Annotated in this window: 21 protein-coding genes; 10 read left to right on the top strand and 11 right to left on the bottom strand. The window is 71.0% G+C overall.

Annotation, left to right across the window (positions count from 1 at the left end):
* Positions 1–189 precede the first annotated feature (189 nt).
* Positions 190–993: an EamA family transporter gene (locus ACWEF6_RS26695; RefSeq protein ID WP_449685433.1), complete on the bottom strand. Its 804-nt coding sequence runs from the start codon at positions 991–993 to the stop codon at positions 190–192.
* Positions 994–1,334: 341 nt separating this feature from the next.
* Here ACWEF6_RS26695 and ACWEF6_RS26690 point away from each other — a divergent pair, with 341 nt between their 5' ends.
* Positions 1,335–1,514, top strand: coding sequence for a DUF7455 domain-containing protein (locus ACWEF6_RS26690; RefSeq protein ID WP_004561029.1), 180 nt, complete (start codon positions 1,335–1,337; stop codon positions 1,512–1,514).
* Between the two features lie 149 nt (positions 1,515–1,663).
* Here ACWEF6_RS26690 and ACWEF6_RS26685 read toward each other — a convergent pair whose 3' ends face one another.
* The 5 genes from ACWEF6_RS26685 to ACWEF6_RS26665 form a co-directional block, all read right to left on the bottom strand.
* On the bottom strand, positions 1,664–2,845 hold the full coding sequence (locus ACWEF6_RS26685) for an ROK family protein (protein ID WP_449685432.1): 1,182 nt from the start codon (positions 2,843–2,845) through the stop codon (positions 1,664–1,666).
* 11 nt (positions 2,846–2,856) lie between these two features.
* Positions 2,857–4,320, bottom strand: a complete 1,464-nt coding sequence (locus ACWEF6_RS26680; protein WP_449685431.1) for a sugar ABC transporter permease — start codon at positions 4,318–4,320, stop codon at positions 2,857–2,859.
* A 20-nt stretch (positions 4,321–4,340) separates the two neighbouring features.
* Complete coding sequence (locus ACWEF6_RS26675; RefSeq protein WP_004561026.1) at positions 4,341–5,114, bottom strand: ATP-binding cassette domain-containing protein; 774 nt, start codon at positions 5,112–5,114, stop codon at positions 4,341–4,343.
* A 90-nt stretch (positions 5,115–5,204) separates the two neighbouring features.
* Complete coding sequence (locus tag ACWEF6_RS26670; RefSeq protein WP_449685430.1) at positions 5,205–6,344, bottom strand: sugar ABC transporter substrate-binding protein; 1,140 nt, start codon at positions 6,342–6,344, stop codon at positions 5,205–5,207.
* A 542-nt stretch (positions 6,345–6,886) separates the two neighbouring features.
* Positions 6,887–8,623: a DEAD/DEAH box helicase gene (locus tag ACWEF6_RS26665; RefSeq protein WP_310974867.1), complete on the bottom strand. Its 1,737-nt coding sequence runs from the start codon at positions 8,621–8,623 to the stop codon at positions 6,887–6,889.
* Positions 8,624–8,836: 213 nt separating this feature from the next.
* Between ACWEF6_RS26665 and ACWEF6_RS26660 the strand changes: the two genes are divergently transcribed.
* Together ACWEF6_RS26660 and ACWEF6_RS26655 are read left to right on the top strand one after the other, a co-directional pair.
* Positions 8,837–9,988 (top strand): YihY/virulence factor BrkB family protein, encoded by a 1,152-nt coding sequence (locus ACWEF6_RS26660; protein ID WP_449685429.1) that lies wholly within the window; start codon positions 8,837–8,839, stop codon positions 9,986–9,988.
* 89 nt (positions 9,989–10,077) lie between these two features.
* Positions 10,078–13,218 (top strand): efflux RND transporter permease subunit, encoded by a 3,141-nt coding sequence (locus ACWEF6_RS26655; protein ID WP_449685428.1) that lies wholly within the window; start codon positions 10,078–10,080, stop codon positions 13,216–13,218.
* 132 nt (positions 13,219–13,350) lie between these two features.
* Here the strand turns inward: ACWEF6_RS26655 and ACWEF6_RS26650 are convergent, their stop codons facing one another.
* Positions 13,351–14,187, bottom strand: coding sequence for a hypothetical protein (locus ACWEF6_RS26650; protein ID WP_449685427.1), 837 nt, complete (start codon positions 14,185–14,187; stop codon positions 13,351–13,353).
* Between the two features lie 167 nt (positions 14,188–14,354).
* Positions 14,355–14,597, bottom strand: coding sequence for a DUF3039 domain-containing protein (locus ACWEF6_RS26645; RefSeq protein WP_176176076.1), 243 nt, complete (start codon positions 14,595–14,597; stop codon positions 14,355–14,357).
* Positions 14,598–14,655: 58 nt separating this feature from the next.
* On the opposite strand from ACWEF6_RS26645, the gene ACWEF6_RS26640 reads away from it, so the two are divergent.
* From ACWEF6_RS26640 to ACWEF6_RS26625, 4 genes are read left to right on the top strand one after another with little or no spacing between them, the layout of a single operon-like run.
* A complete protein-coding gene (locus ACWEF6_RS26640) occupies positions 14,656–15,441 on the top strand; it encodes a sporulation protein (protein ID WP_449685426.1) in 786 nt (261 codons plus the stop codon).
* A complete protein-coding gene (locus ACWEF6_RS26635; RefSeq protein ID WP_449685425.1) occupies positions 15,441–16,058 on the top strand; it encodes an HD domain-containing protein in 618 nt (205 codons plus the stop codon). Before ACWEF6_RS26640 ends, ACWEF6_RS26635 begins: the two co-directional genes overlap by 1 nt.
* Before the next feature lie 9 nt (positions 16,059–16,067).
* Complete coding sequence (locus ACWEF6_RS26630; RefSeq protein ID WP_449685424.1) at positions 16,068–16,973, top strand: pseudouridine-5'-phosphate glycosidase; 906 nt, start codon at positions 16,068–16,070, stop codon at positions 16,971–16,973.
* Positions 16,970–17,872 (top strand): carbohydrate kinase family protein, encoded by a 903-nt coding sequence (locus ACWEF6_RS26625; RefSeq protein WP_449685423.1) that lies wholly within the window; start codon positions 16,970–16,972, stop codon positions 17,870–17,872. The genes ACWEF6_RS26630 and ACWEF6_RS26625 overlap by 4 nt, the downstream gene beginning before the upstream one ends.
* Positions 17,873–17,936: 64 nt before the next feature.
* Here ACWEF6_RS26625 and ACWEF6_RS26620 read toward each other — a convergent pair whose 3' ends face one another.
* The 3 genes from ACWEF6_RS26620 to ACWEF6_RS26610 all read right to left on the bottom strand — a co-directional run bounded on the left by ACWEF6_RS26620 (position 17,937) and on the right by ACWEF6_RS26610 (position 20,947).
* On the bottom strand, positions 17,937–19,151 hold the full coding sequence (locus ACWEF6_RS26620; protein ID WP_449685422.1) for a hypothetical protein: 1,215 nt from the start codon (positions 19,149–19,151) through the stop codon (positions 17,937–17,939).
* Between the two features lie 178 nt (positions 19,152–19,329).
* Positions 19,330–19,644, bottom strand: a complete 315-nt coding sequence (locus ACWEF6_RS26615; protein ID WP_449685421.1) for a DUF3099 domain-containing protein — start codon at positions 19,642–19,644, stop codon at positions 19,330–19,332.
* 37 nt (positions 19,645–19,681) lie between these two features.
* Positions 19,682–20,947, bottom strand: coding sequence for an amidohydrolase (locus ACWEF6_RS26610; protein WP_449685420.1), 1,266 nt, complete (start codon positions 20,945–20,947; stop codon positions 19,682–19,684).
* Positions 20,948–20,975: 28 nt separating this feature from the next.
* On the opposite strand from ACWEF6_RS26610, the gene ACWEF6_RS26605 reads away from it, so the two are divergent.
* From ACWEF6_RS26605 to ACWEF6_RS26595, 3 genes are all read left to right on the top strand, one after another.
* A complete protein-coding gene (locus ACWEF6_RS26605; protein ID WP_449685419.1) occupies positions 20,976–22,478 on the top strand; it encodes a DUF7782 domain-containing protein in 1,503 nt (500 codons plus the stop codon).
* The gene (gene dtd, locus ACWEF6_RS26600) at positions 22,475–22,900 is read left to right on the top strand and encodes a D-aminoacyl-tRNA deacylase (protein WP_310974855.1); all 426 of its coding nucleotides are present in this window, start codon (positions 22,475–22,477) and stop codon (positions 22,898–22,900) included. The genes ACWEF6_RS26605 and dtd overlap by 4 nt, the downstream gene beginning before the upstream one ends.
* A 288-nt stretch (positions 22,901–23,188) precedes the next feature.
* A complete protein-coding gene (locus ACWEF6_RS26595) occupies positions 23,189–24,220 on the top strand; it encodes a sigma-70 family RNA polymerase sigma factor (protein ID WP_449679630.1) in 1,032 nt (343 codons plus the stop codon).
* Positions 24,221–24,345: the final 125 nt, after the last annotated feature.

Here is a 24,345-nt window from a genome sequence, read left to right as displayed (position 1 = left end):
ACTACGGCCGGTGGTACCGCGTCAAGGCGGGAAAGATGCCTTGACCCGGCACCACCGTCCGCGTGCTGGCTTCGGATCGGGGTGGTTGGGGGGGTCTGGGTGGGGGCCGGTTGGGTGGTCAGCCTGCCGTTTCAGTCGGGGACGTCCGGACTTTCCAGGTAAACCAGACAAAAGCAAGCCAGCCAAACCTCAGCCCGGCGGCTCCGCCACCTCCGCCGCCCCCGGCTCCCGGCTTCGCAATGCCACCCCCGCCACGACGGCCACCGTCCCCAGGGCCTCGGGCAGCGATGGCACCTGGCCCAGCAACACGAACCCCATCACCCCCGCCGTCACCGGCAGCAATGCCAGCAGCGTTGCGAACCGTGCCTGCCCGACCCTCCTCAACACCACCTGGTCCAGTGCGTACGGCACCACCGTCGACAGCACCCCTACCCCGACTCCCAGGAGCACCAGCCGTGGCGATGACCACACCGGGCCCGTGCCCAGGGCCAGCGGGGACAGGACCACCGTTCCGGCGAAGAACCCGATTGCCAGGCTGTCGATGCCGTCGCCGCCCACCGCCACTCTCTTGCCCAGCAGGATGTAGCCCGCCCAGGCCAGCGCTGCTCCCAACGCGAACGCCACTCCCCAGAAGCTGCCGGCGATGCGGACGTCCGCGATCGCCACCACGCCCGCCGCCACCAGGAGCAGCGCCACCACGTCGCGGACCGTCCGGGAGCCCAACGCCGCGACCACCACCGGGCCCGCGAACTCCATCGCCACCGCCGTGCCCAGGGGCAGGCGGGCGATCGCCTCGTAGAACAGGACGTTCATGCCCGCCGTCACCACGCCGAACACGATTGCCAGCAGGAGGCGGCGGCCCCTCCAGGCCGCTCGGCCCGGGCGGCGCCAGGCCAGCAGGACCACCGCCGCCCCCAGGCAGCGGAGCCAAGCCACCCCGGCGGGGGATGCGTGGCCGAAAAGGTCGACCGCCACCGCCGCTCCGGCGTACATCGAAATTCCGCTGAGAACGAACAAGAGGGGAGCGGGGACCGCGGAAAGCCGTCGGGGTGAAGTCACGGTACTCACCACCCCATGCTGCCTGACCACGGAAAACGTAACTCTCCGGGTAATCGTCTCCTGGAATGCAGGACGGCGTTACGGCATCCGGGGTAAATCGACGTGACTCAGGTCCCACCGGCGCGGGAACACTTGCGAGCCGCGAAACGTCTGGAACAGTGGAAGCACGAACACGCGGAGCCGGAGGCGATCGCCGCCACCGGTAGCAGTCCCGAAGTGGGCGTAGCTGGATCGATGGCACCGGGCGACCGGTGCCGGGACGGAGGGAGACCCCCATGACATCGCCGACGCTCACCCGCCCCGAACTGACCGCCGCCGACCGCTGTGACCGGTGCGGAGCAGCAGCTCAGGTACGAGCCATCCTCAGCACGGGTGGCGAACTGCTCTTCTGCGGGCACCACGCCCGCGAGCACGAGGCCAAGCTCAAGGAACTGTCCGCCGACATCCAGCGGTAACAACCCAGACGCGAAAGGCGGCCGGTGCGCACAGGCACCGGCCGCCTTTCTGCATCTCCGGCGACTTTCTGCATCTTGCAGATTGCGTGGCTGAAATCACGGTTCGACTACCGCTAGCAGTGATTTCGGACACGGAACCGGACAGAAAATCAGACAGAATCCAGGACGACTTCGAACGCGACTTCCGCGGCCCCGAGCAGCTTCCCGTCGCCCCCGAGGGCCGAGCTGACGATCCGCGTGCCGCCCACCGCCCGGCTCACCAGGCTGCGGCGGCGCACCTCGGCGCCGACGTGCCGCAGCACCGCCTCCGGCAGCACCGTCAGCAGGTCACCCAGGATGACCAGCTGCGGCCCCAGCAGGTTGACGACGTTGATCAGCCCCAGCGTCAGCCACTCGGCGAACTCCGCAAGCCGCGACATCGCCTTCTCCGGGGCGCGGCCCAGCTCCCGCAGCTCGAACAGGATCGCCCCGCGCGGGGTCTCTTCGGGCAGCCCGAGCGCCCGGCACAGGGCCGCCTCGCCGACCTCGGTCTCCCAGCAGCCGCTGCTGCCGCAGTAGCAGGGCCGCCCGTCCGGCCGGATGACCATGTGCCCGATCTCGCCGACGTACCCCGAGCCGCCGCGCAGGGCCGAGCCCTCCGCGATCACGCCGCCGCCGACGCCGACGTCCGCCGAGATGTACACCACGTCGGACGCGCCGCGGGCCGCCCCGCGCAGGTGCTCGGCGACCGCGCCGAACTCGGCGTCGTTGCCGACCAGGATCGGGATCTGCAGCACGCCGCCGAGCCGATCGCCGAGCGCGACGTCGGTCCAGCGCAGGTTCGGGGCCTCGTGCACGTGCCCGTCCGCCCGCCGGACGACGCCGGGTACCGACACCCCGGCCGCCACCGGGGTCACGTCGAGGTCGCCGGCCAGGATGGCCGTCGACTCGATGACGTGGGTGATGACCTCTTCGGGCTGCCCCATCCGACCGCGCAGGTTCCAGCTGTTGCGGCCCAGGATCTGCCCGCCCAGCCCGACCAGGGCGATCGCGACGTGCTCGACCTGCAGGTCGACCGCGAGCACGACCGCCGCGTGCGGCTGGGGCAGGACCAGGAGCGAGGGGCGGCCCGCCCCTCGTCCCGGCCTCGGCACCTTCTCCTCGACGACACCGGCTTCGGCGAGCCCGTCGACGAGGGTCTTGATCGTGCTCCGGTTGAGCCCCAGCTCGGCGGCCAGGGTCGCCCGGGTGCTCGGCCCGCCGACGTGCAGCAGGCGGAGCAGTGTCGTGCGGTTGTGCCGGCGCACCTCGTCCGGTCGAGCAACGGGCGTGCTGGTCACGGGCTTGATCATCCCATGCTGGTTCAGCGCGCCGACGCAGCCGCGCGGCGCCGGGACAGCGCGTCGACCGTGGCGGCGAGGAGCAGGACCAGACCGGTGATGATGTTGACCACCGCGGCCGGCTGCTTGAGCAGGCCAAGGCCGTTGATGACCACGGCGATCACGAGCCCGCCGACCACGGCGTCGGACACGCGGCCCTTGCCACCGAACAGCGACGTGCCGCCGATGACGGCCGAACCGACCGCGAACAGCAGCGTGTTGAGGCCACCGGACTGCGGGCTGACCGAGCCGACCTTCGACGCGGCGACGATGCCGCCGATGGCCGCGATCGCCGAGCCGATGACGAACACGCTCGCCCGGATCTTCGGCACGTCGATACCGGCGCGGCGGGCGGCTTCCTTGTTGCCGCCGACCGCGTAGACGTACCGGCCGTACCGGGTCCGGTTGAGCACGTAGGTCCCGGCCACCAGCAGCACCAGCATGATCGGGATGACGTACGGGACGCCCTCGATCGTGACGACCGCCTTGTTCGGCGAGCGGTTGATCGTCAGCAGCCAGGTGCCGATCGCCGACAGTACGACGAGCGCGCCGACCTTGACCATCACCAGCGCCGTCGGCTGGACGACCAGGCCGCGCTGGAGCCGCTTGAAGTGGCTGGTCAGCGTGATCACCGCGAACCCGCCGGCCGCGACGAGGAAGAAGATCCAGCTGCCCAGGATGTTCAGGTTGCCGTTGGCGATCTTGTACAGGATGTCCGAATTGCTGATGCCGATCGTGCCGCCCTCACCGATGAACTGCAGCAGGACGCCTTGCCACACGATGAACAGCGCCAGCGTCACGACGAAGGACGGCATGCCGATCTTCGACACGAGGAACCCGGTGATGCAGCCGATCGCAGTACCGACGCAGATGGCCAGCAGGATCTCGAGCCAGGCGTTGGCCGGGACGCCGATCGCGACGAGCAGCAGGCCGATCAGCGACAGGGCGGCACCCGCCCAGATCCGCTGGTAGGCCGACAGGAGCATGGCCAGGGCGAGCACCCCGATGAACGTGATGAACACGCCGGTGCCCATGTTGCCCAGCAGGTTCCCGTTCTGGACGTAGTGCAGGGCCATCACGGACGCGGCGACACCGGAGGCCACACCGGCCGCGAGGTCGATCTCGCCGAGCAGCAGCACGAACACGATGCCCATCGCGATGATGATGACGCCCGCGCCCTGCGGGAACACGTTGGCGATGTTGGCCAGCGTGAAGAAGTTGTCCGACAGCGCGCTGAACAGGATCACCAGCACGAGCAGGCCGAACAGCGACGGCAGCGCGCCGAGCTCACCGGCCCGCAGGCGGGCGAAGTAGTCGCGGACAGCCTCGCCGGTTGACATCGATGTCGTGTCGATGCCGAAGTCGGAGATCGCCCCGGTGGGGGCCTGGGTCTGCGCGAGCGCGTCGGCGGGGGTGCCGACCTCGTGCTTGGCAGGGGTTTCAGTCATTTCCGGTTCTTTCTTCCCGCTCACAGGACCACGGCTTCGGGCCGGGCCAGGCCGAGGTCACCGGAGCGACCGGCGGTGATCAGTTCCACGACCTGGCCGTGGGTGACGTCCTTCGTGTGCACCTCGGCGACGAGCCGGCCGAGGTAGAGCACGGCGATGCGGTCGGCGACCTCGAACACGTCGGCCATGTTGTGGCTGATCAGCACGACCCCCAGGCCCTGCTCGGCCAGCCGGCGGACCAGGTCGAGCACCTGCCGGGTCTGCGCGACACCGAGGGCGGCGGTCGGCTCGTCGAGCACGACGACCTTGCTGTTCCACAGCACCGACTTCGCGATGGCGACGGTCTGCCGCTGGCCACCGGACAGCGAGGAGACCGGCGTGCGGACCGACTTCACGGTCCGGACCGACAGGGAGGCCAGCGTCTCGCGGGCGGCCTTCTCCATGCTGGCTTCGTCGAGCTTCCAGGAACTGCCGCGCTCGCGGCCGAGGAACATGTTCTGGACGATGTCGAGGTTGTCGGCGAGCGCGAGGTCCTGGTAGACGACCTCGATGCCGAGCTCGGCCGCGTCCTTCGGGCCGCGGATGTGGGCGTCCTGCCCGTTGAACCGCACGGCCCCCGAGTCGTACGGGTGGATGCCGGCGATGCACTTGACGAGGGTCGACTTGCCGGCACCGTTGTCGCCGACCAGTGCGGTCACTTCGCCTGCACGCACGTCGAAGTCCACGTCGTGGAGGACGTGGACCGGGCCGAAGCTCTTGTTCAGGCCCTTGATCTCGAGAATGGGCTCACTCATGGATGGGCTTTCTCCTGGGTGGGGACCGGGCCGGGACGCGCCGTCGGGGTGCGCGTCCCGGCCCGGCTGTTCATGGGGTACTACCGGGGCTCAGGAGATGCCGAGCGAGGTGCACTTGGCGGCGAGGTCGCCACCGCAGATCTCGCTCGCCTTCACGTAGCCCTGCGTCACGACCGTCTTGATGTCCTTCGCGAGGATCGTCGTCGGCGTCAGCAGCACGGACTTGATGTCGCGGTTGTTCTTCGGGTCGTGCAGCTTGCCGGTCGCGATGGCGTCGGCCGCGGCCTTGTCGCCCTTGGCCAGCGCGGCGGCCAGCTTGGCGCTCGCCTCCGCCTCTTCCTTGATCGGCTTGAAGACGGTCATGTACTGCTCGCCGCGCATGACCGCCATGAGGCCGTCCGCGGTGGCGTCCTGGCCGGTGACCGGGATCTTGCCGTTGAGGCCGTTCTTCTTGAGGATGGTGATGACCGCGCCCGCCAGGCCGTCGTTCGCCGCGACGACGCCGTCGACCTTGCCGCCGTTGGCCTGGAAGATCTGCTCGAACGTCGTGCCGCCGAGCTGGTTGTCCCAGTCGTTGATCGGCTGCTTCTGGATCCGCTTGAGCTTGCCGGAGGAGAACAGCGGCTCGAGGACGGAGTCCTGGCCGTTGGTGAACAGCGTGGCGTTGTTGTCGGTCGGGGCGCCCTCGATCTGGACGACACCCGCGCCGGCCTTGTCCTTCAGCGCGTCCGCCATGGCCTGGCCCTGGAGCTGGCCGACCTTCTCGTTGTCGAACGAGACGTAGTACTCGGCGCTGCCGCCGAGGCTCGGCCGGTCGTAGTTGATGACCGGGATGCCCGCGGTCTTCGCCTTGGCCTCGACCGCGGCACCGACGGCCGGGTCGGACGGAGCGATGATCAGGACCTTGACGCCGGAGCTGATGAAGCCGTCGGCCAGGGTGGAGAACTTCTGGGCGTCGCCCTGGGCGTTCTGGACGTCCGCCTCGAAGCCCTGCGCCGAGAGAGCGGCCTGCAGCATCGGCTTGTCGAAAGCTTCCCAGCGGGCCGAGCTGGCGGTCTCCGGCAGGATGACGCCGACCTTGCCGCTGGCACCGCCACCGGCGGCCGGGGCGGACGAGGAAGCGGAGTTGCTCCCCGTGCCCCCGCTGTTCGAACTGTTGGTACCGCAGGCGGTCAGCACCAGGCCGGCGCTCACCGTCGCGGCGAGGAGGGTAAGGGTTCTGCTGCGCATCCTCGTTCCTTCCGGATCCAAGCATTGGTGACGAGTGGCCGTCGGCGTGTGCTTCGGGCCAGCGAGGCGGCGATCCGGGGAGGCCCGGCGCACCGTCGCGCATATGTTGTGGGCGACAACATATGCCGCTGAGCGGCTGCGGGGAAGATAGCTGGATCGATTAAATGACACCAATTGGACACGGTTCGGCAACACGGGCTGAACCTCGCCCGGAAAGAGTAGATCCGCTGACGATGTGATCGCCAGCACTCACGGTTAGTTACATCGAGGTTTCATCGACCCGTGACGTTGGGCCGGTCGTGTGCACCGAGCGCAACCCGTGGCGAATCCACGGGGTGGCGGCGGGATCGGTCGCCGACTTGCGAACTTCGGGCCAAGAGGTGCCCGAACGGCCATTCCGCGGGGAACGGACGGGCGGCCCCTGGGTGACAGCGTGATACGCAGCGTCACAAGCCCGGCGGTGCGGTGATCGCGCCGCCCCGGGGACGGACGGTGATCGCCGGAACTTCAGCCTCCCGGGCGACAGCGCGCCGCCCGAGGCCTCACCAGGACCGCAGTGTCACGATCCGTTCTTCGAGCTGCTCGACGGTCGCCATCGCCGTCACCGGGCCGCCGCACACCCGCCGCAGCTCGTTGTGGATCGCGCCGTGCGGCTTCTTCGTGCGGTGGTGGTACATGCCCACCAGCGCGTTCAGCTCCTTGCGCAACGCGCCGAGCCGCTCGCTGACCGACTGGGGCCGGGCCGCCGGCGGCGGGGCCTCCTCCTTGGCCGGCTTGCGGCGCTTCTCGTCCGCGATCTGCTCTTCCTGCCGCTTCCGCAGCAGCGCGCGGACCTGATCCGGCTCCAGCAGCCCCGGCAGGCCCAGGTACTCCTGCTCCTCGTCCGAGCCCGAGAACACCGCCGTGCCGAACGAGTTGCCGTCGTAGATGACCTGGTCGAGCTCGGCCGAGGCGCCCAGCGACGTGAACGCCTTCTCCTCCTCGCCCGGCTCGTCCTCGGTGCGGTTGGCCTGGGCCAGGAGCTCGTCCTCCCAGCCCTCCTTCTCGCGGTGCGGCTTGCCGAGGACGTGGTCGCGCTGGGCCTCCAGCTCGCTGGCCAGCTCCAGCAGCACCGGCACCGACGGCAGGAACACGCTCGCCGTCTCGCCCTTCTTCCGCGCTCGCACGTACCGGCCGATCGCCTGGGCGAAGAACAGCGGTGTCGACGCGCTCGTCGCGTACACGCCCACCGCCAGCCGCGGGACGTCGACGCCTTCGGAGACCATCCGGACCGCCACGATCCAGCGCTCGTTCGTCTCGGAGAACTCCTTGATCCGGCCCGAGGCCTTCGGGTCGTCCGAGAGCACGAGCGTCGGCATCTCCCCCGAGATGCGCTCCAGGATCTTCGCGTACGCCCGCGCCGACTCCTGATCCGTCGCGATGACCAGGCCGCCCGCGTCCGGCACGCTCTGGCGGACCTGCGACAGCCGCGTATCGGCCGCCTGCAGCACCGCCGGGATCCACTCGCCCGCCGGGTCGAGCGCCGTGCGCCACGCCCGGGCGTTCTGCTCCGCCGTCAGCGGCTCGCCGAGCCGCGCGGTGAACTCCTCCCCCGCGCTGGTGCGCCAGGAGGCCTCGCCCGAGTACGCCAGGAAGACGACCGGCCGGACCACGCCGTCGGCCAGCGCGTCCGCGTACCCATACGCGTGGTCGGCCTTGCTGCGCTGGAAGCCGCCCGCATCCGGCTCGTAGGTGACGAACGGGATGGCCGAGTCGTCGGACCGGAACGGCGTCCCGGTCAGCGACAGGCGCCGCACCGCCGGGGTGAACGCCTCGCGGATCGCGTCACCCCAGCTCTTCGCGTCGCCACCGTGGTGGATCTCGTCGAGGATGACCAGCGTCTTGCGGTTCTCCGTGCGCACCCGGTGCAGCGTCGGGTGCGCCGCGACCTGCGCGTACGTCAGCGCGACCCCGTTGTAGTCCGACGACGTGACGCCGGTGCCGTTGCGGAAGTTCGAGTCGATGGCGATGCCGGCGGCCGCGGCCGAGGCCGCCCACTGGTGCTTGAGGTGCTCGGTCGGCGTGACGATGGTGATCGCCTCGACCGTGCGATCGCTCAGCAGCTCCGCGGCGATCCGCAGGCCGAACACCGTCTTGCCGGCGCCGGGCGTCGCCACCGCGAGGAAGTCCTTCGGCTTCCGCGTCAGGTACTTGGTGAGCGCCCGCCGCTGCCACGCCCGCAGCGGGCGCGCGGTCGAGTCCTTCTCCGCGGGAGGCGCCCCGAGCTGCGTCTCCGTCATGCCGGTCCTCCCCCTCGCTCATGCCGTTGACGTGCGAAAACCCTCACTGTGGTACCGACTGCGGTGTCGGAGACTTCGGTGAGGGCACTGGAGCGAGTCTACCGGCCGGGTCCGACAGTTCCGGGCACCGGCACGGGTGATGTCCCCCGACACGCCCGGCCGCAGGGGGTGTGACGAGCCAAATCAGCACGGATGGACCATGCTGGACACGTCATGGGTGAGGTGCAGCCGTCCGGAGCGACGAAGGTGGCCCGCAAGGGGCCGTGGCGCCTGCTCACGCGCACGTTCGCCAAGGCCTGGGAGGGCAACATCTTCTCCGAGGCCGCCGAGGCGGCCTTCTGGCAGACGCTGTCGCTGCCCCCGCTCCTGCTCGGCCTGCTCGGTTCGCTCGGGTTCGTCGGCGAGTGGTTCGGCGCCGGCGTCGTCACCGCCGTGCACGACCGCATCATCGGCTTCTGCCGGACGGTCTTCAGCACGAACGCCGTCCAGGACATCATCGAACCGACCGTGAACAGCATCCTCACCGTCGGCAAGGGCGAGATCGTCTCGGTCGGCTTCCTGATCTCGCTGTGGGCCGGTTCGTCGGCGATGTCGTCGTTCGTCGACGCGATCACCGTCGCGCACGACCAGTACGGCGTCCGCAACGACGTCTGGCAGCGGATCTTCGCGCTCCTGCTGTACCTGTGCGGCCTGGTGATCCTGGTCGTCGGGCTGCCGCTGCTGGCGATCGGCCCCGACCTGCTGCCGGAGTTCTTCCCGCTGGCCTGGCGCCCGACCGTGACGTCGTGGGTGAGCGCGCTCTACTTCCCCACCCTCGGCGTGATGATCACCCTCGCGCTGACCACGCTGTACAAGCTCGCGCTGCCGCGGAAACTGCCGTGGCACCGCGGGCTGCCCGGCGCGGTCCTCGCCATGGTCGTGTTCCTGCTGTCCTCGGTCGGCCTGCGCGTCTACCTGAACTGGATCACCAAGACCGGCTACACCTACGGCGCCCTGGCCGCGCCGATCGCCTTCCTGCTGCTGATGTTCTTCATCGGGCTGGCCGTGGTCGGCGGCGCGTACTTCAACAGCGCGATCCAGGAGCTGTGGCCGGCGAAGGCGACCCGGCGGCAGCGGCGCAAGTGGCGGCGGCTGGAGATGGAACGCGCCTCCGAGCGGCTGCGCTCGGAGGACGGCCGCAAGCTGTGGGACCGCACGACCACACCGCTGAAGCGCCCGCGCGCCGAAGACGTCGCCACCAACGGCAGCGAACCCGAGCCGTCCGAAGAGGACACCTCCTCACCCAGCGCGCCCGAACCGGCACCCAGCGCTGCTCAGGGTCCGGTCTCCTCCCCAGGAACGACCCGGAATCCACCCCCAGACTGAGTCGCTCCTCAGGTCGGACATGGGACGCTTCCTCCGTCACTGACGCAGACGTCGGTCGTCGCGTCGTTCCCGAGGGGGTTTTCCACGTCATGTCCGTGCTGGCCAGACTGAGCCTGCGCAACCGGAGCCTGATCGGCCTGCTCGCGCTGGTCGTCGTCGGCTTCGGTGCCTTCGCGCTGCCGCAGCTCAAGCAGCAGCTCTTCCCGTCCCTGCAGTTCCCGCAGGCGCAGATCGTCACCGCGTACCCGGGTGCGTCGCCGGACGCGGTCGACCGGCAGGTCTCCGAGCCCCTCGAAGGCGGGCTCCAGGGGCTGAAGGGCCTCGAGCAGGTCACTTCGACGTCGTCGGACGGCGTCTCGCGGGTCGTCGCGCAGTTCGAGTTCGGCACCGACATCGACGCCGCCGTCTCGCAGATCCAGCAGGTGGTGAACCAGATCCGGCCGCGGCTGCCGCAGAACAGCGAGCCCGCCGTGTCCGCGGGCAGCACCGACGACCTGCCGGTCGTGCTGGTCGCCGCGGGCACCACCGGGGACCCGCAGGCCCTCGCGCCCGCGCTGACCGACCAGGTCGCGCCGGAGCTGCGGAAGATCGACGGTGTCCGCACGGTCACCGTCACCGGCGTGCAGCAGCCGCGCGTGACGATCACGCTCGACTACGCGAAGCTCGCGGCGGCCGGGGTCGATCCGGCGTCGATCGCGACCACGCTGCAGACGGCCGGGGCCGCGGTGCCGGCCGGGACGCTGACCGAGAACGGCAAGACGCTGTCGGTCCAGATCGGCGGCGGTCAGACCACTGTGGACACGATCCGCAACCTCTACCTCACGCCGGGCGCGGCGGCGGGAGCCGGCCGCACGCCGGCGCGCGGGCCGGTGAAGCTCGGTGACGTCGCCGACGTCCAGGCCGGGTTCGCGCCGCCGACGTCGATCACGCGCACCAACGGCAAGCCCAGCCTCGGCCTCTCGGTCACCATGGTGGAGAACGGGAACGCCGTCGCCATCTCCGACGCCGTCCGCGACAAGCTGCCGGACCTGGCGAAGAAGACCGGCGCCGAGATGAGCGTCGTGTTCGACCAGGGCACCCCGGTGAAGGACGCGATCAGCGGCCTGACCACCGAAGGCCTGCTGGGCCTGGCCTTCGCGGTCGTCGTCATCCTGCTGTTCCTGCTGTCGGTGCGCTCGACGCTGGTGACCGCGGTGTCGATCCCACTGTCGGTGGTCGTCGCGCTGCTGGCGCTGTGGACCGGCGACCTGTCGCTCAACCTGCTCACCCTCGGCGCGCTGACCATCGCGATCGGCCGGGTGGTCGACGACTCGATCGTCGTGCTGGAGAACATCAAACGGCACCTGGCCTACGGCGAGGAGAAGGACCGCGCGGTGCTCGACGGCGTCCGCGAGGTGGCCGGCGCGGTGACGTCGTCCACGCTGACGACGGTCGCGGTGTTCCTGCCGATCGCGTTCGTCGGCGGGTTCGTCGGCGAGCTCTTCTCGCCCTTCGCGATCACCGTGACGGTGGCGCTGCTGGCGTCGCTGCTCGTCTCGCTGACCGTGGTTCCCGTGCTGGCGTACTGGTTCCTGAAGCGGCCCGCGGTCCCGGCGGACGCTCTCGAGGCCGAACGCGCTCGCGAAGCCGCCGTCGAGAAGGAGCGCCGCAGCATCCTGCAGCGCGCGTACCTGCCGGTGATCCGGTTCGCGACCCGGCGGCGGCTGACCGTCGTGCTGCTGGCCCTGCTGATCTTCGCGGGCACGGTGGGGCTCGCGACGCGGCTGAACACGAACTTCCTCGACCAGTCCGGCGGCACCACGCTGAACATGACGCAGAAGCTGCCCGCCGGCACCAGCGTCGAGGCGAAGGAGAAGGCGGCCACGGCCGTCGAACAGGCTCTCGCGGCCGAGCCCGCGGTGCAGACCTACCAGGTCAGCATCGGCGGCGGCGGGGCGTTCGGCTTCGGCGGCGGGACCAACACGAGCATCTCGGTCACCGTGGCCAAGGACACCGACCTCGACGCGCTGTCGGACCGGCTGCGGTCGAACCTGACGTCGCGGCCCGAGCTGGGCGAGATCAAGATCGGCGCGGACGCGTCCGGGTTCAACTCCGACCAGGTCTCGGTGACGGTGACCGCGCCGTCGGAGGCCGCGCTGAAGCCGGCGTCCGACCAGGTGGTGCAGGCGCTGCGCGGGGTGTCCGGGCTGAGCGAGGTGTCGAGCGACCTGAGCGTCGGTTCGCCGCGGGTGCAGGTCGAGGTGGACGACGCCGCGGCCGCCGCGCGCGGGCTGTCGGCGAGCACCATCGGGCAGATCGCCAACCAGGCGATCGCCGGGCGCACGGTGACGCAGCTGCCGGTCGGCGGGCAGCGCACGGACATCGTGCTGCGCGCCGGCACGGCTCCGGTGACGGTCGACCAGGTGCGCGGGCTGCCGATCCCGGGCCCGGGCGGCGTCGTCCGGCTGGACGAGGTGGCTCGCGTGTCCACAGTGGACGGCCCGGCGTCGGTGCACCGCACCGGCGGCGACCTGAGCACCACGGTGACCGCGAAGAACACCGGTGACGACCTGACGAAGACGACGGCGGACATCAAGTCCAAGCTGGACGGTCTGACGTTTACCGGCGGGGCGGCGTACTCGCTCGGCGGCGTCAGCCAGGACCAGCAGGAGGCGTTCTCGAACCTGTTCCTGGCCCTGCTGGCGGCCATCGCGATCGTGTTCCTGATCATGGTGGCGACGTTCCGGAGCCTGATCCAGCCGCTGATCCTGCTCGTGTCGATCCCGTTCGCGGCGACCGGCGCGATCGGGCTGCTGCTGGCCACGGGTACCGCGCTCGGCCTGCCGGCCCTGATCGGGATGCTGATGCTGGTCGGCATCGTCGTCACCAACGCGATCGTGCTGATCGACCTGATCAACCAGTACCGGGCGGAGGGGATGAGCGTCGCGGACGCGGTCACCGAAGGCGGCCGTCGCCGCCTGCGCCCGATCCTGATGACCGCGGCGGCGACCATCTTCGCCCTGGTCCCGATGGCGCTGGGCATCACCGGCCAGGGCGGGTTCATCGGCCAGCCCCTGGCGATCGTGGTGATCGGCGGCCTGGTCAGTTCCACCCTGCTGACCCTCGTCCTGGTCCCGACCCTCTACACGATGGTCGAGACCCGCAAGGAACGCCGACGCGCCCGCCGCAACGCCAAGCTAACCCCGGCCCAGGCCCCCGAATCGGAGTCCTTGAACCCGGAACTCGCGTGATCCAAGCCGTAACTCACGTGATCTGAGCCGGAACTCGCGTGATTGGGGCCGTAACTCGCGAGTTACGGCCCCAATCACGCGAATGACGGGCCTGATCACGTGGGTGACGGGCCGGATCACGTGGGTGACGGGTTACTGGCGGAAGCGGTAGGTCTTGCTGTCCCAGAGGATGCAGATGCTCGGGGCCATGACCACCACGCGGAGCGTGTTGTCGCGCTCGTCGAAGTCGATGCCTTCGACCTCGAACGAGCCCGAGCAGCCGCTGCGGAGCGGGAGCTGGCCGAGCGAGGTGACGTGGGCGGTGACGTCCGAGCCGTTCGGGACCGAAGCCAGGTCGACCTGGAGGAGCGGCTTCGTGGTGCCGAAGAGGCTGCCGTCCGGGTCGTCGGACGCGCAGAGCAGGCGGGTTGCGGTCTGGAAGTCGCAGCCCTGGACGTCGCGGACCGCGTGGTCCAGGCGGATCGTGCCGGCCATCGGCAGGTTCTGCGCCGGGTTCGTGGCCACCACCCCCGGCATCGGGTGCACCAGGAGCCGGGTCATCGTGCCCCACTCCCCCGCCACCAGCCAGCGCGCGTCGGGCGACACCGCGGCGAAGGAGTTGTTGTTCGCTTCCCACGACTCGAGGGCGTGCTTGTAGTCGGCCCACGAGCCGTCCGGGGCCTGGACGCGGAACAGCTTCGCGCCGCGGTCGTCACGCTGGTAGGGCTCGACGTACCAGCCCTGGGCCGAGCCCGGGTCGCCGACGTGGTTCCAGCCCTGGGCGTTCAGGTCGGCCGGGATGGTGCCGATCCCGGTGTAGCGGATCGTCGTCCCCGAGGGACGCACGATCGTCGCGAGGCCCTGGCTCTCGTCGAGGGCCCGGGCGTTGTCGGAGCCGACCTCCGTCCAGCCCGTGACGGCCTGGGCCAGCGCCGGCGAAACCACGGCGAGCAAGGCGGCGAGGGTGAGCACGATCCCGGTTCTGCGCATGTGCGACTCCGGTCGGTGAGAGGAACCTGGCCCGCTGGATCTACCAGGACTTCCCCACCCCGCACACCCGCCGAATGAAGGTTTTTCACGTTTGTTCGACGATTTGTCTCATTCCGGACAGCAGAAGACCCCGGCGGGTGCACCCCGCCGGGGACCTCGCGCCGGGATCAGTTCCCCGGACGGAGACTGTCGTAGATCTCCTTGCAGGCCGGGCAGACCGGCGACCCGGGCTTCGGCGACTTCGTCACCGGGAAGACCTCGCCGCACAGCGCCACCACGTGAGTGCCCATGACCGCGCTCTCGGCGATCTTGTTCTTCTTCACGTAGTGGAACATCTTCGGCGAGTCGTCGTCGGTGGTGTCCGTGCCCTCGGGCGTGGTTTCCGGCTTCGTCAGCGTCTCGGTGCTCACCCGGCCATTGTGCCCGAGTCCCCGCGCGAAAGGTCTCCGGCCTGGCAGGATCCCCGGCATGTTCCAGAAGGTGCTCGCGACGTTCGGCTCGGGCGGGGCGAAGATCGACGCCCGCCTGCTCGACCGCACCGCCGCCCCCGGCCGGCCGCTCCACGGTGAAGTCCTGCTGCTCGGCGGCGAAGTCGACCAGGAGATCAAGGGGCTCGCGGTGACGCTGCTGGCCCGCGTCCAGGCCCCCGGCGGCAAGACCGAAGACCTCCCCTTCGGCACCCAGCAGCTGGTCGGCAGCGAGGTCATCCGGGCCGGCCAGCAGGTCCGCGTGCCGTTCGAGGTGCCGCTGCCCTGGGAAACGCCGGTGACCAGCGTCTACGCCAAGCCGCTGACCGGCATGGCGGTCGGCGTCCGGGCCGAGCTCGACCTCGCCGCCGCGGTCAGCGACCCCTTCGACGCCGACGCCGTCGCCGTCGAGCCGCTTCCGGCGCAGAAGCGGATCCTCGACGCGCTGAGCCGGCTCGGCTTCACCTTCCGCGAAGCCGTCCTCGAACCGGGCCGGGTCGACGGCGCCCGCCAGCAGCTGCCGTTCTTCCAGGAGATCCGCTTCACGCCCTCGCCGCGCTTCGCGACCATCTTCTCCCAGGTCGCGGTCACCTTCCTGACCTCGGCCGAGCGCACCGACGTCGTGCTCGAGGTCACCAAGCGGGTCCGGGTGAGCAAGACCGGCGGGTTCGGCGGCCGCGGCCAGGACTTCCTCGGGATGTTCACCATGAAGCCGGACGTGAACTGGGAGAAGCAGCTCGAAGACTGGCTCGACCAGGTCGCCCGGCCGCGCGGCATCTTCGACTGATGCGCTGGTCCGAAGCGGTCGCCACGCTCGGCGGCACGTCCGACGCCTGGCCACGGCTCGAAGCGCGCTACGCCGAGCCACACCGCCGCTACCACACGCTCACGCACGCGGCCGCCGTCGCGCGCGACTCCGCCTCGCTCGCCGAAGGACTCGACGAGACCGAACGTGCCATCGTCGCCGTCGCGGCCTGGACGCACGACGTCGTGTACGACGCGAAGCCCGGCGAAGACGAACGCGCGAGCGCTGCCTGGGCGCGCGAAGCCCTGGAGGGAGTCGCCGAAGCGCACGTCGAGCGGGTCGAGGGCCTGATCCTCGCCACGATCGGGCACGACGCCCCGCCGGACGACCTCCTGGCCACCGCCCTCCTCGACGCCGACCTCGCCGTCCTCGGCGCGCCCGAAGACCAGTACGCGGCGTACGCCCGCGGAGTGCGCGAGGAGTACGCGAAGTACCCCGACGACGTCTGGCGCGAAGGCCGCATCGCCGTCCTGGAGCGCCTGCTCGGGCGCGAGCTCTACCGCAGCGAAACCGCGCGGGCACGCTGGGCGAGCGCCGCCGAAAGGAACCTGACCGCCGAGCTGACCCACTGGCGCGGCGAGCGGACCGATCACCGATGATGGTCCCTCGTGACTACCGCACTCTCGCTGCACGAAGAGGTCGCCTCGGCGCTGCGTGACGGGCACCCCGTCGTCGCGCTGGAGAGCACCATCCTGTCCCACGGCCTCCCCGCCGGCCGCAACCTCGACGTCGCCCGCCGCCTCGAAGGCGTGGTCCGCGACGGCGGCGCCGTCCCGGCCACGATCGCGGTGCTCGACGGCCGGGTCGTCGTCGGCCTGTCCCCCGCCGAGCTCGAGCGCGTCTGCGCGCCGGACGCCGGCTTGGACAAGCTCTCGCTGCGCGACCTCGGCCCGGCTGTGGGCCTCGGCCGCTCGGGCGCGACGACCGTGGCGAGCACGTCGGCGCTGGCCGCGGCGGCCGGCATCGGGATGTTCGCCACCGGCGGGCTCGGCGGCGTGCACGTCGGTGCCGCGCAGTCGTGGGACGTCTCGGCGGACCTCGGCGTGCTGGCGAAGGTGCCGACCGTGGTCGTCTGCTCCGGCGTGAAGTCGGTGCTCGACATCCCGGCCACCCTGGAGGTGCTGGAGACGAACTCGGTGCCGGTGCTGGGCTACCGCACGAGCGACTTCCCGGCGTTCTACCTGCGCTCGTCGGGCCACCAGGTCGGCTGGCGGGTCGACGACCCGAAGCAGGCCGCCGCCGTGATCGACGCGCACCGCGCGTACGCGGCTTCCGGTGTGCTGCTGGCGAATCCGATCCCCGAAGCGTCCGAAATGGACAAGGAGCTGCACGACCGGCTGCTCGCCGAGGGTCTCGCGCTCGTCGAGGACCAGGGCGTGCACGGCGCCGACGTCACGCCGGTGCTGCTGGAGCACTTCCACACCGCCAGCGGCGGCGTGAGCATCGACGCGAACGAAGCGCTGGTGCTGAACAATGCCAAGCTGGCCACCGAAGTCGCGGTGGCGCTGGCATGAACGAGCTGGCGAGTGAATCGTCTGACACCGGCGGGATCGTGGTGGTCGGCGACGCGGCCCTGGACGTGATCGCCCGGCACGACAAGCCGTTGCCGCACGGCGGCGACGCGCGCGCGAAGATCCGGTTCACCGGCGGCGGGTCGGGCGCCAACACGGCGCTGTGGCTGCGGCACCTCGGCGCGGAGACGACGCTGCTCGCGCGGATCGGCGACGACCCGGGTGGCCGGCTCATCCGGGCCGAGCTGGAGGCGGCGGGCGTGCGGTGCGCGTTCGCCGTCGACCCCGAGGCGCCCACCTGCTGCGTCGTGGTCATGGTCGACGGGTCCGGGCAGCGCAGCATGCTGGCCGACCGCGGCGCGAACCAGCGCTTCGCGCCCGGAGACGTCACGCCCGAGGCGCTCGAAGGGGCGCGTCACCTGCACCTTTCCGGGTACGTGCTGCTCGACCCGCCGTCGCGCGCGGCCGGGCTCGCGGCGCTGGCGGCGGCGAAGGAGGCCGGGCTGACCACGTCGGTCGACCCCCAGGCCGCCGCGCACATCACCGACCCGGCCGCGTTCCTGGCCGACGTCCGGGGGGTCGACCTGCTGCTGCCGAACACCGAGGAGCTGGTCGCGCTGACCGGTTCGGCCGACCCGGTGTCGGCGAAGGAGCTGCTCGGCGCGGTCGGCGCGGTGGTGGTCACCGCCGGGCTGGACGGAGCCAGCTGGGTCGACGCCGACGGCGTCACGAGCGTGCCGGCGGTCGAGGCGGAGTGCCTCGATTCGACCGGCGCGGGCGACGCCTTCGACGCGGGCGTGCTCACCGGCTGGCTGGCCGGGGAGTCCACTGTGGACGTCCTGCGGCACGGCACGCGGCTGGGCGCGCTGGCCGTCGGGAAGGTCGGCCCGCAGCCCGGGTAGGACGTGTCCGGCATCGCCGCGGTCCAGGCGATCACGGCGTGCCGGGAAGGAGCGGCTCCCGGTGTCAGGTGTCCGTCCCGCCGCCCTGCGCCCGGTTCCGCTTCCACTGCGACCACAGCACGTCGCCGAAGTTCTGCCACTTTTCGAATCGCTCGTCCGGGCTCGCCGCGGCCGAGGGGTCGAACGTGCCGATGCGGGCCGCCGGGCCGTCGGTCCGCGGCGGGACGGCGGCCTGGCGCTGGAGTTCGTCCCGGAACTCCACCCAGATCTTCTTGGCCGCCACCTTCATGTCGTTCTCCACGCCGTCGAACGCCCGCCACACCTCGGCGAGGCAGTTCCCCGGGGAGAACGGCTGCACGAAGGCCATCTGCAGGTCGAGCCAGCCGACGTTGCCGCCGAACATGGTGTCCATGGCCCCGTTCAGGTTCCGGTTCAGCCACGTGCTCGACAGCCCGGCGACCGGGACGGCGATCGCGCGCACGCTCGCCGCCCGGCCCGCCAGCGAGGGCTCGCTCGAGTAGAAGGCGGCCACCAGATTCCGGAGCTCGATCAGATCCGTGGCCCGCTGGGCCGCCACGACCGCGGTGAGCTTGTCCTTGACCAGCGCGGTCACGGTCCGCCGCACGTTCGACTCGGCGGCGGCGGCCCGGCTCATCAGCAACCTGTCGATGGCGTCGGGGATTTCCGGCAGGACGGTCTTGTAGGCGTTCGTGTAGTAAACGAGTCCCTCGGCCGCTTTCAGGGCCCCGCTCCAGACTTCGCCCGGCACGCGGGGCTGGGCGGCGCGGAGGCGGTCGGCCACTTCGGCGCCGTAGGCCGCGCCGGCGCCGGCCTGGCTCCTCCCGCCACCGCAGGCCACGAACTTGAACGCGGTGTCCTTCTGCACCTGCCGCCGGTCGTCGGAGGCCTCGGAGACGAAGTCGGCCGGAGTGAGTCCGCCCAGCTTCGCCCGGTTGCCGTGGCCGTAGAAGACCGAGGCTTCGGTGGTGGGTGCCGGCGGGAAGACCCAGGAGCCGTCCCACTGGTGCTTCCCACCCGCCCCGGCGGCTCCCTTGGCGGTCAGCGACTCCTCGATCTCGTCGACCTCGGCGTCCCCCACCATGTTGTGCACGCCTTCGCCGTAGGGGTTGGGCATGCGCACCATCAGCCGCTGCACGGGCACCGCCGGCCCGGTCCGCCCGAGCATCGCCACCACGGCCTGGTTCCCGGCGAGCCGTTGCCAGCCCAGGAGCGGGTGGCCGGGCGCTTGACCAGGAGCGCGGACGGGACGCTTGGCCACGCGTTCGGGCTGGGGTTCGGCGTGTTCTTCCACGGCGCACCGGCTTTCCGACCGGGAGGCGGACTTGCCGCCTGTGTACGATCGGACACTACCCGTGACGACGGGCCTTCCGGCAGTTCCGTACGGGCACGGATCACTGCCCGTCAGGCCGCCCGTGCCGAACCCCGGCGCGCGATCCCTAGCCGTCGATCACCCGGTGAGTGGTGCTTTCGATCGCCTTCGCCTCGCGCTGGTAGGTGTTGACCTTCTCGGACTTGCGGGGCGGGCGGTCGTTGGCGATCAGCACCGCCACCCACGGCAGCGGCACCGAGATCGCCAGGAAGCCCAACGCGAGCCACCAGGTGTGGTAGGTCAGCCCGGCGAGGATCAGGCACGGGATCCGGCAGGCCATCATGATCACGTACTTGCGCTTGCGGGCGGCGAACTGCTCTTCGTACGACGGGGCCGCCCCGGTGATCAGCACCGGGTCCGAGTCCCTGGCGGGCGTGGTCACTGCACCACCTCCACGTCCATCGTCCCACTTGTGCGGTTCATGCGACACCGGGGTGACGCATCTTGCTCAGGGCGGCGAGGACGAGGGTTTCGATGCCGGTGCGCAGGGTCGGGTGCAGGACCGGGGCGAACCGCGGCGAGTGGTTGGACGGGATGTCGCGCTCGAACCGGCCCTCGGTCATCGCCGTGATCACCGTCTGCGGGTCGAAGCCGCCGACCAGCCAGAACACCGACGGCACACCGGCCGCCCGGCCGAACTCGCTGAAGTCCTCGCTGCCGGTGATCAGCGGCGCCGGCAGCACGACGTCGGCGCCGAAGTGGCTGCGGAAGACCTCGGTGAGGGCCTCGTTGGCGGCCTCGTCGTTCTCCGTGATCGGGTAGGCGCCCGACCGCTCGATCTCCGGCGGCTTCGGCGCGCCGGCCGTGGCGGCCTCGCCGTGCACGATCCGCTCGACCGCGGCCAGCACCCGCTCGCGCACGGCCTGGTCGAAGGACCGGACGTTGACCTCCAGGACGGCGTCGTCGGCGATCACGTTGCTCGCGGTGCCCACGTGCAGCGAGCCGACGGTGACGACGGCCGAGTCGGTGGCGGCGATCTCGCGGGAGACGATCGTCTGCAGCTTGAGCACCACGGACGCGGCCAGCACGGCCGGGTCGACGGTGGTTTCCGGGCGCGAGCCGTGCCCGCCGCGGCCGTGCAGGGTGACGCGCAGGGTGTCGGTGGCGGCCATGATCACGCCGGGCCGGGTGAGCACCCAGCCGGCCGGGCCGGGCACCAGGTGCTGCCCGAACACGACGTCGGGCTTCCCGGCGATGTCGAAGAGGCCGTCGCGGACCATCGCCGACGCGCCGCCCGCGCCCTCCTCCCCCGGCTGGAACACCACCAGCAGCGTGCCGGACCAGGTGTCGCGGCCCTTCGCGAGCAGCGCGGCGGCACCGGAGAGCCAGGTGGCGTGCATGTCGTGGCCGCAGGCGTGCATGACCGGGACGTCGGTGCCGTGTTCGTCGGTGGCGCGGGCGGTGCTGGCGTAGGACAGCCCGGTCTTCTCCTCGACCGGCAGCGCGTCGATGTCGGCCCGCAGCTGCACCACCGGCCCCTCGCCGTTGCGCAGCACGCCCAGCACCCCGGTGCCGGCGATGCCGGTGTGCACCTCGTAGCCGTCGCGCTCCAGCCGCCGGGCCAGCTCGGCCGCCGTCCGGGTCTCGGCGAAGGACAGCTCCGGGTGCCGGTGGAAGTCGATGTACAGCGCTTCGAGTTCGGGCAGCGCCGCGTCGAGCGGGGCGAGGACGCGTTCAAGGGTCACGGGGGCCATCGTGGCAGCATTACCCACCGTGAGCACGCGAAGTGGATTGCCCGACCTGTCCGACGACGTCTGCGCGCGGCTGCGCGAGGCCTTCCGGCGCACCTCCTACGACGCCGACGGCGTGGTCGACGCCCTCGGCGGAGCGCCGCACGCGGCGCTGGGCCGCGGCGAGCCGGTGCCGGCCGAGCGCGCGACCCGGGACGCGGGCGACCTCGGCACCCTGATCCGGCTGTTCCTGCTGGGCGGCACCGAGCCGGAGACCGCCGTCAAGGCCGCCTTCGCGCCGCTTTCGCCCGAAGACGCCGTCTCCGCCGGGGTGCTGGCGCCGGCCGCGGACGGCTACCGGGCCGCGCTCGACATCCGGCCGCACGGCGACGAAGAGGGCTCGTGGTGGGTCGTGTCGGACCTCGACGCCGACCTGCTGGGCCACACCGTGCCCGAGGACCACGTGCTCGGGGTCGGCCACGCGTCGCTGTCGCTGATCCGCGCGACGAGCCGCCGCCCGGTGGGCACCCTGCTCGACCTGGGCACCGGCAACGGCGTCCAGGCGCTGCACGCGACCCGGCACGCCGAGCGCGTCACCGCCACCGACGTCTCCGCGCGGGCCCTCGCCCTCGCCGCGGCGACCTTCCGGCTGAACGAGCTGGACGTCGAGCTCGTCCGCGGCGAGTGGTTCGCGCCGGTCGCGCGGCGGAAGTTCGACCAGGTCGTCTGCAATCCGCCGTTCGTGGTCGGCCCGGCGCGGGTGGACTACACCTACCGCGACTCCGGGCTGGCCGGCGACGACGCGAGCGCGCTGGTCGTGCGGCAGCTGCCCGGGTTCCTGAACGACGGCGGCACCGGCCACCTGCTGGCGTCCTGGTTGCACACCGGCACGGAGGACTGGGCCGATCGGGTGAGCCGCTGGCTGCCCGCCGAGACCGACGCCTGGTTCGTGCAGCGCGACGTCGCCGATCCGGCGCTCTACGTCGGCACGTGGCTGCGGGACGCGGGACTGGACCCGCGGTCGCCCGAAGGCCGGGCGAAGGCGGCGGCGTGGCTCGATTGGTTCGCCGCCAACGACGTCCGGGGCATCGGCTTCGGGTTCGTCACGCTGCGGCGGGCGGCGGGGCGCACACCGGCGGTGGTGTGCGAAGACCTGCGGCAGGCCTACGACGACCCGCTGGGCCCGGAAGCGGCCGGGTGGCTGGACCGCGTGGAATGGCTGCGCGAATCGGGCGATTCCTTGCTGGATGTCCGTTTTGTGGTGCCGGACACGGTTTTGCTGGAAAGCGTCGAAGAACCCGGCGACGAGGGCTGGGCGACGACCGTCCGCCGGCTGCACCGCACCGACGGGCCGGGCTGGCAGCACGAGGTCGACCAGCTCGCCACGCGGCTGCTGGCGGGTTGCCGCGGGGCCTTGCCGCTGGAGGACCTGATCGAGCTCCTCGCGGCCGCGCAAGGCCTGTCGCCGGAGGAGCTCGCGGCCGCCGCGCTGCCGGTCGTCCGGGAGCTCGTCCGGCACGGGATGCTCGTCCCGGCGGGCCGGTGAGGGCGGTCGCGGCCCGGGTCACACGGGCGGACGTGACGGTGGACGGCGAAGTCGTCGGCGCGATCGGCGAACCGGGTTTGCTTGTGCTGCTGGGAATTCACGTCGACGACGATCCGGCGAAGGCCGCCACGATGGCGCGCAAACTGCACGAACTGCGACTGTTGCGCGACGAGGAATCATGCGCCACGGCGAATGCCCCGTTGCTCGTGGTGAGCCAGTTCACGCTCTACGGCGACACGAAGAAAGGGCGGCGGCCGTCGTGGACGCAGGCGGCCCGGCCGGAGGTCGCCGAGCCGTTGGTGGACGCCGTCGTGGCCGAGCTGCGCGGCCGCGGCGCCACCGTGGCGACCGGGCGGTTCGGGGCGATGATGGCGGTGTCGAGCGTGAACGACGGTCCGTTCACGGTTGTCGTAGAGGTCTAGACCACTGCGATCCGGTTCAGTTTCCGGCCGGATTCATATGGAATTCTCAGGTTTACCGGTCACGGAACGTTCTCAGCAAAAGCTCAGCCTTGATTGAGCAACCGGATCGCTCCGGCAGCCGTCTTCTTCTATGACGAGCCGGGAACGTTTTGGGAACCCGGAGCGTTGTGCCAGATGTCCAGCCAAGCCGGCCGGACCGGCGTACCGGGTTCCACAGGCCCCGGTCCGCGGGTACGCACCCGGTGGACGACCGCAGCAGCACGTTCAGCCCGTGACCGGGGAGGCAGAATGTCAGTCCAGACTCTCGAACGCGAGTCGCGCGGGATTCGCGAGCGCATCCCGGCTCAGACGACCGAGGAGCCGGCGATGGGCGTGGGGGCGCTCACCGACGCCGACCTCGACGCCCAGAGCCCCGCCGCCGACCTCGTCCGCGTCTACCTCAACGGCATCGGCAAGACGGCCCTGCTGTCCGCGGCCGACGAGGTCGAGCTGGCGAAGCGCATCGAAGCCGGCGTGTTCGCCCAGCACATGCTGGACACGGCCGAGGAGCTCACGGCCAAGCGCCGCACCGAGCTGGCCGCGCTGGTCCGTGACGGCCACGTGGCGAAGAACCACCTGCTGGAGGCGAACCTCCGCCTGGTGGTCTCGCTCGCCAAGCGCTACACCGGCCGGGGGATGCCGCTGCTCGACCTGATCCAGGAGGGGAACCTGGGTCTCATCCGCGCGGTGGAGAAGTTCGACTACTCCAAGGGGTTCAAGTTCTCGACGTACGCCACCTGGTGGATCCGGCAGGCCATCACCCGGGGCATGGCCGACCAGGGCCGCACGATCCGGCTGCCGGTCCACCTGGTGGAACAGGTGAACAAGCTGGCCCGCATCAAGCGCGACCTGCACCAGCAGCTCGGCCGCGACGCGACGCACGAGGAGCTGTCGGCCGAGTCGGGCATCCCGGCGCACAAGATCTCGGACCTGCTCGACCACTCGCGTGACCCGGTAAGCCTGGACATGCCGGTCGGCACCGAGGAGGACGCCCCGCTGGGCGACTTCATCGAGGACTCCGAGGCAACGGACGCCGAGAGCGCCGTGATCTCGGGCCTGCTGCAGGACGACCTGCGCCGGGTCCTGGCCACGCTGGACGACCGCGAGCAGCACGTGATCCGCCTGCGCTACGGCCTCGACGACGGTCAGCCGCGCACGCTCGACCAGATCGGCAAGCACTTCGGGCTGTCCCGCGAGCGCGTCCGCCAGATCGAGCGCGAGGTCATGTCGAAGCTCCGCCAGGGCGAGCGCGCGGACCGGCTCCGCGCGTACGCCAGCTGATCGTTCCCACGAGGGGCGGGCGGCGGGGGGGGCCCCCCCCCGGTGGTTTTAAGCAAACCCGCGAGCCCGCGTAGGAGAGAAGAAAGGGGGGGGTGGTGGGGAAAGGGGTTTTTAGGTGGGGGTGT

It is taken from the genome of Amycolatopsis sp. NPDC004772, from assembly GCF_053601215.1.
The sequence above is the reverse complement of the archived record's forward strand: the minus strand, read 5'-3'. Positions and strand labels throughout refer to the sequence as shown.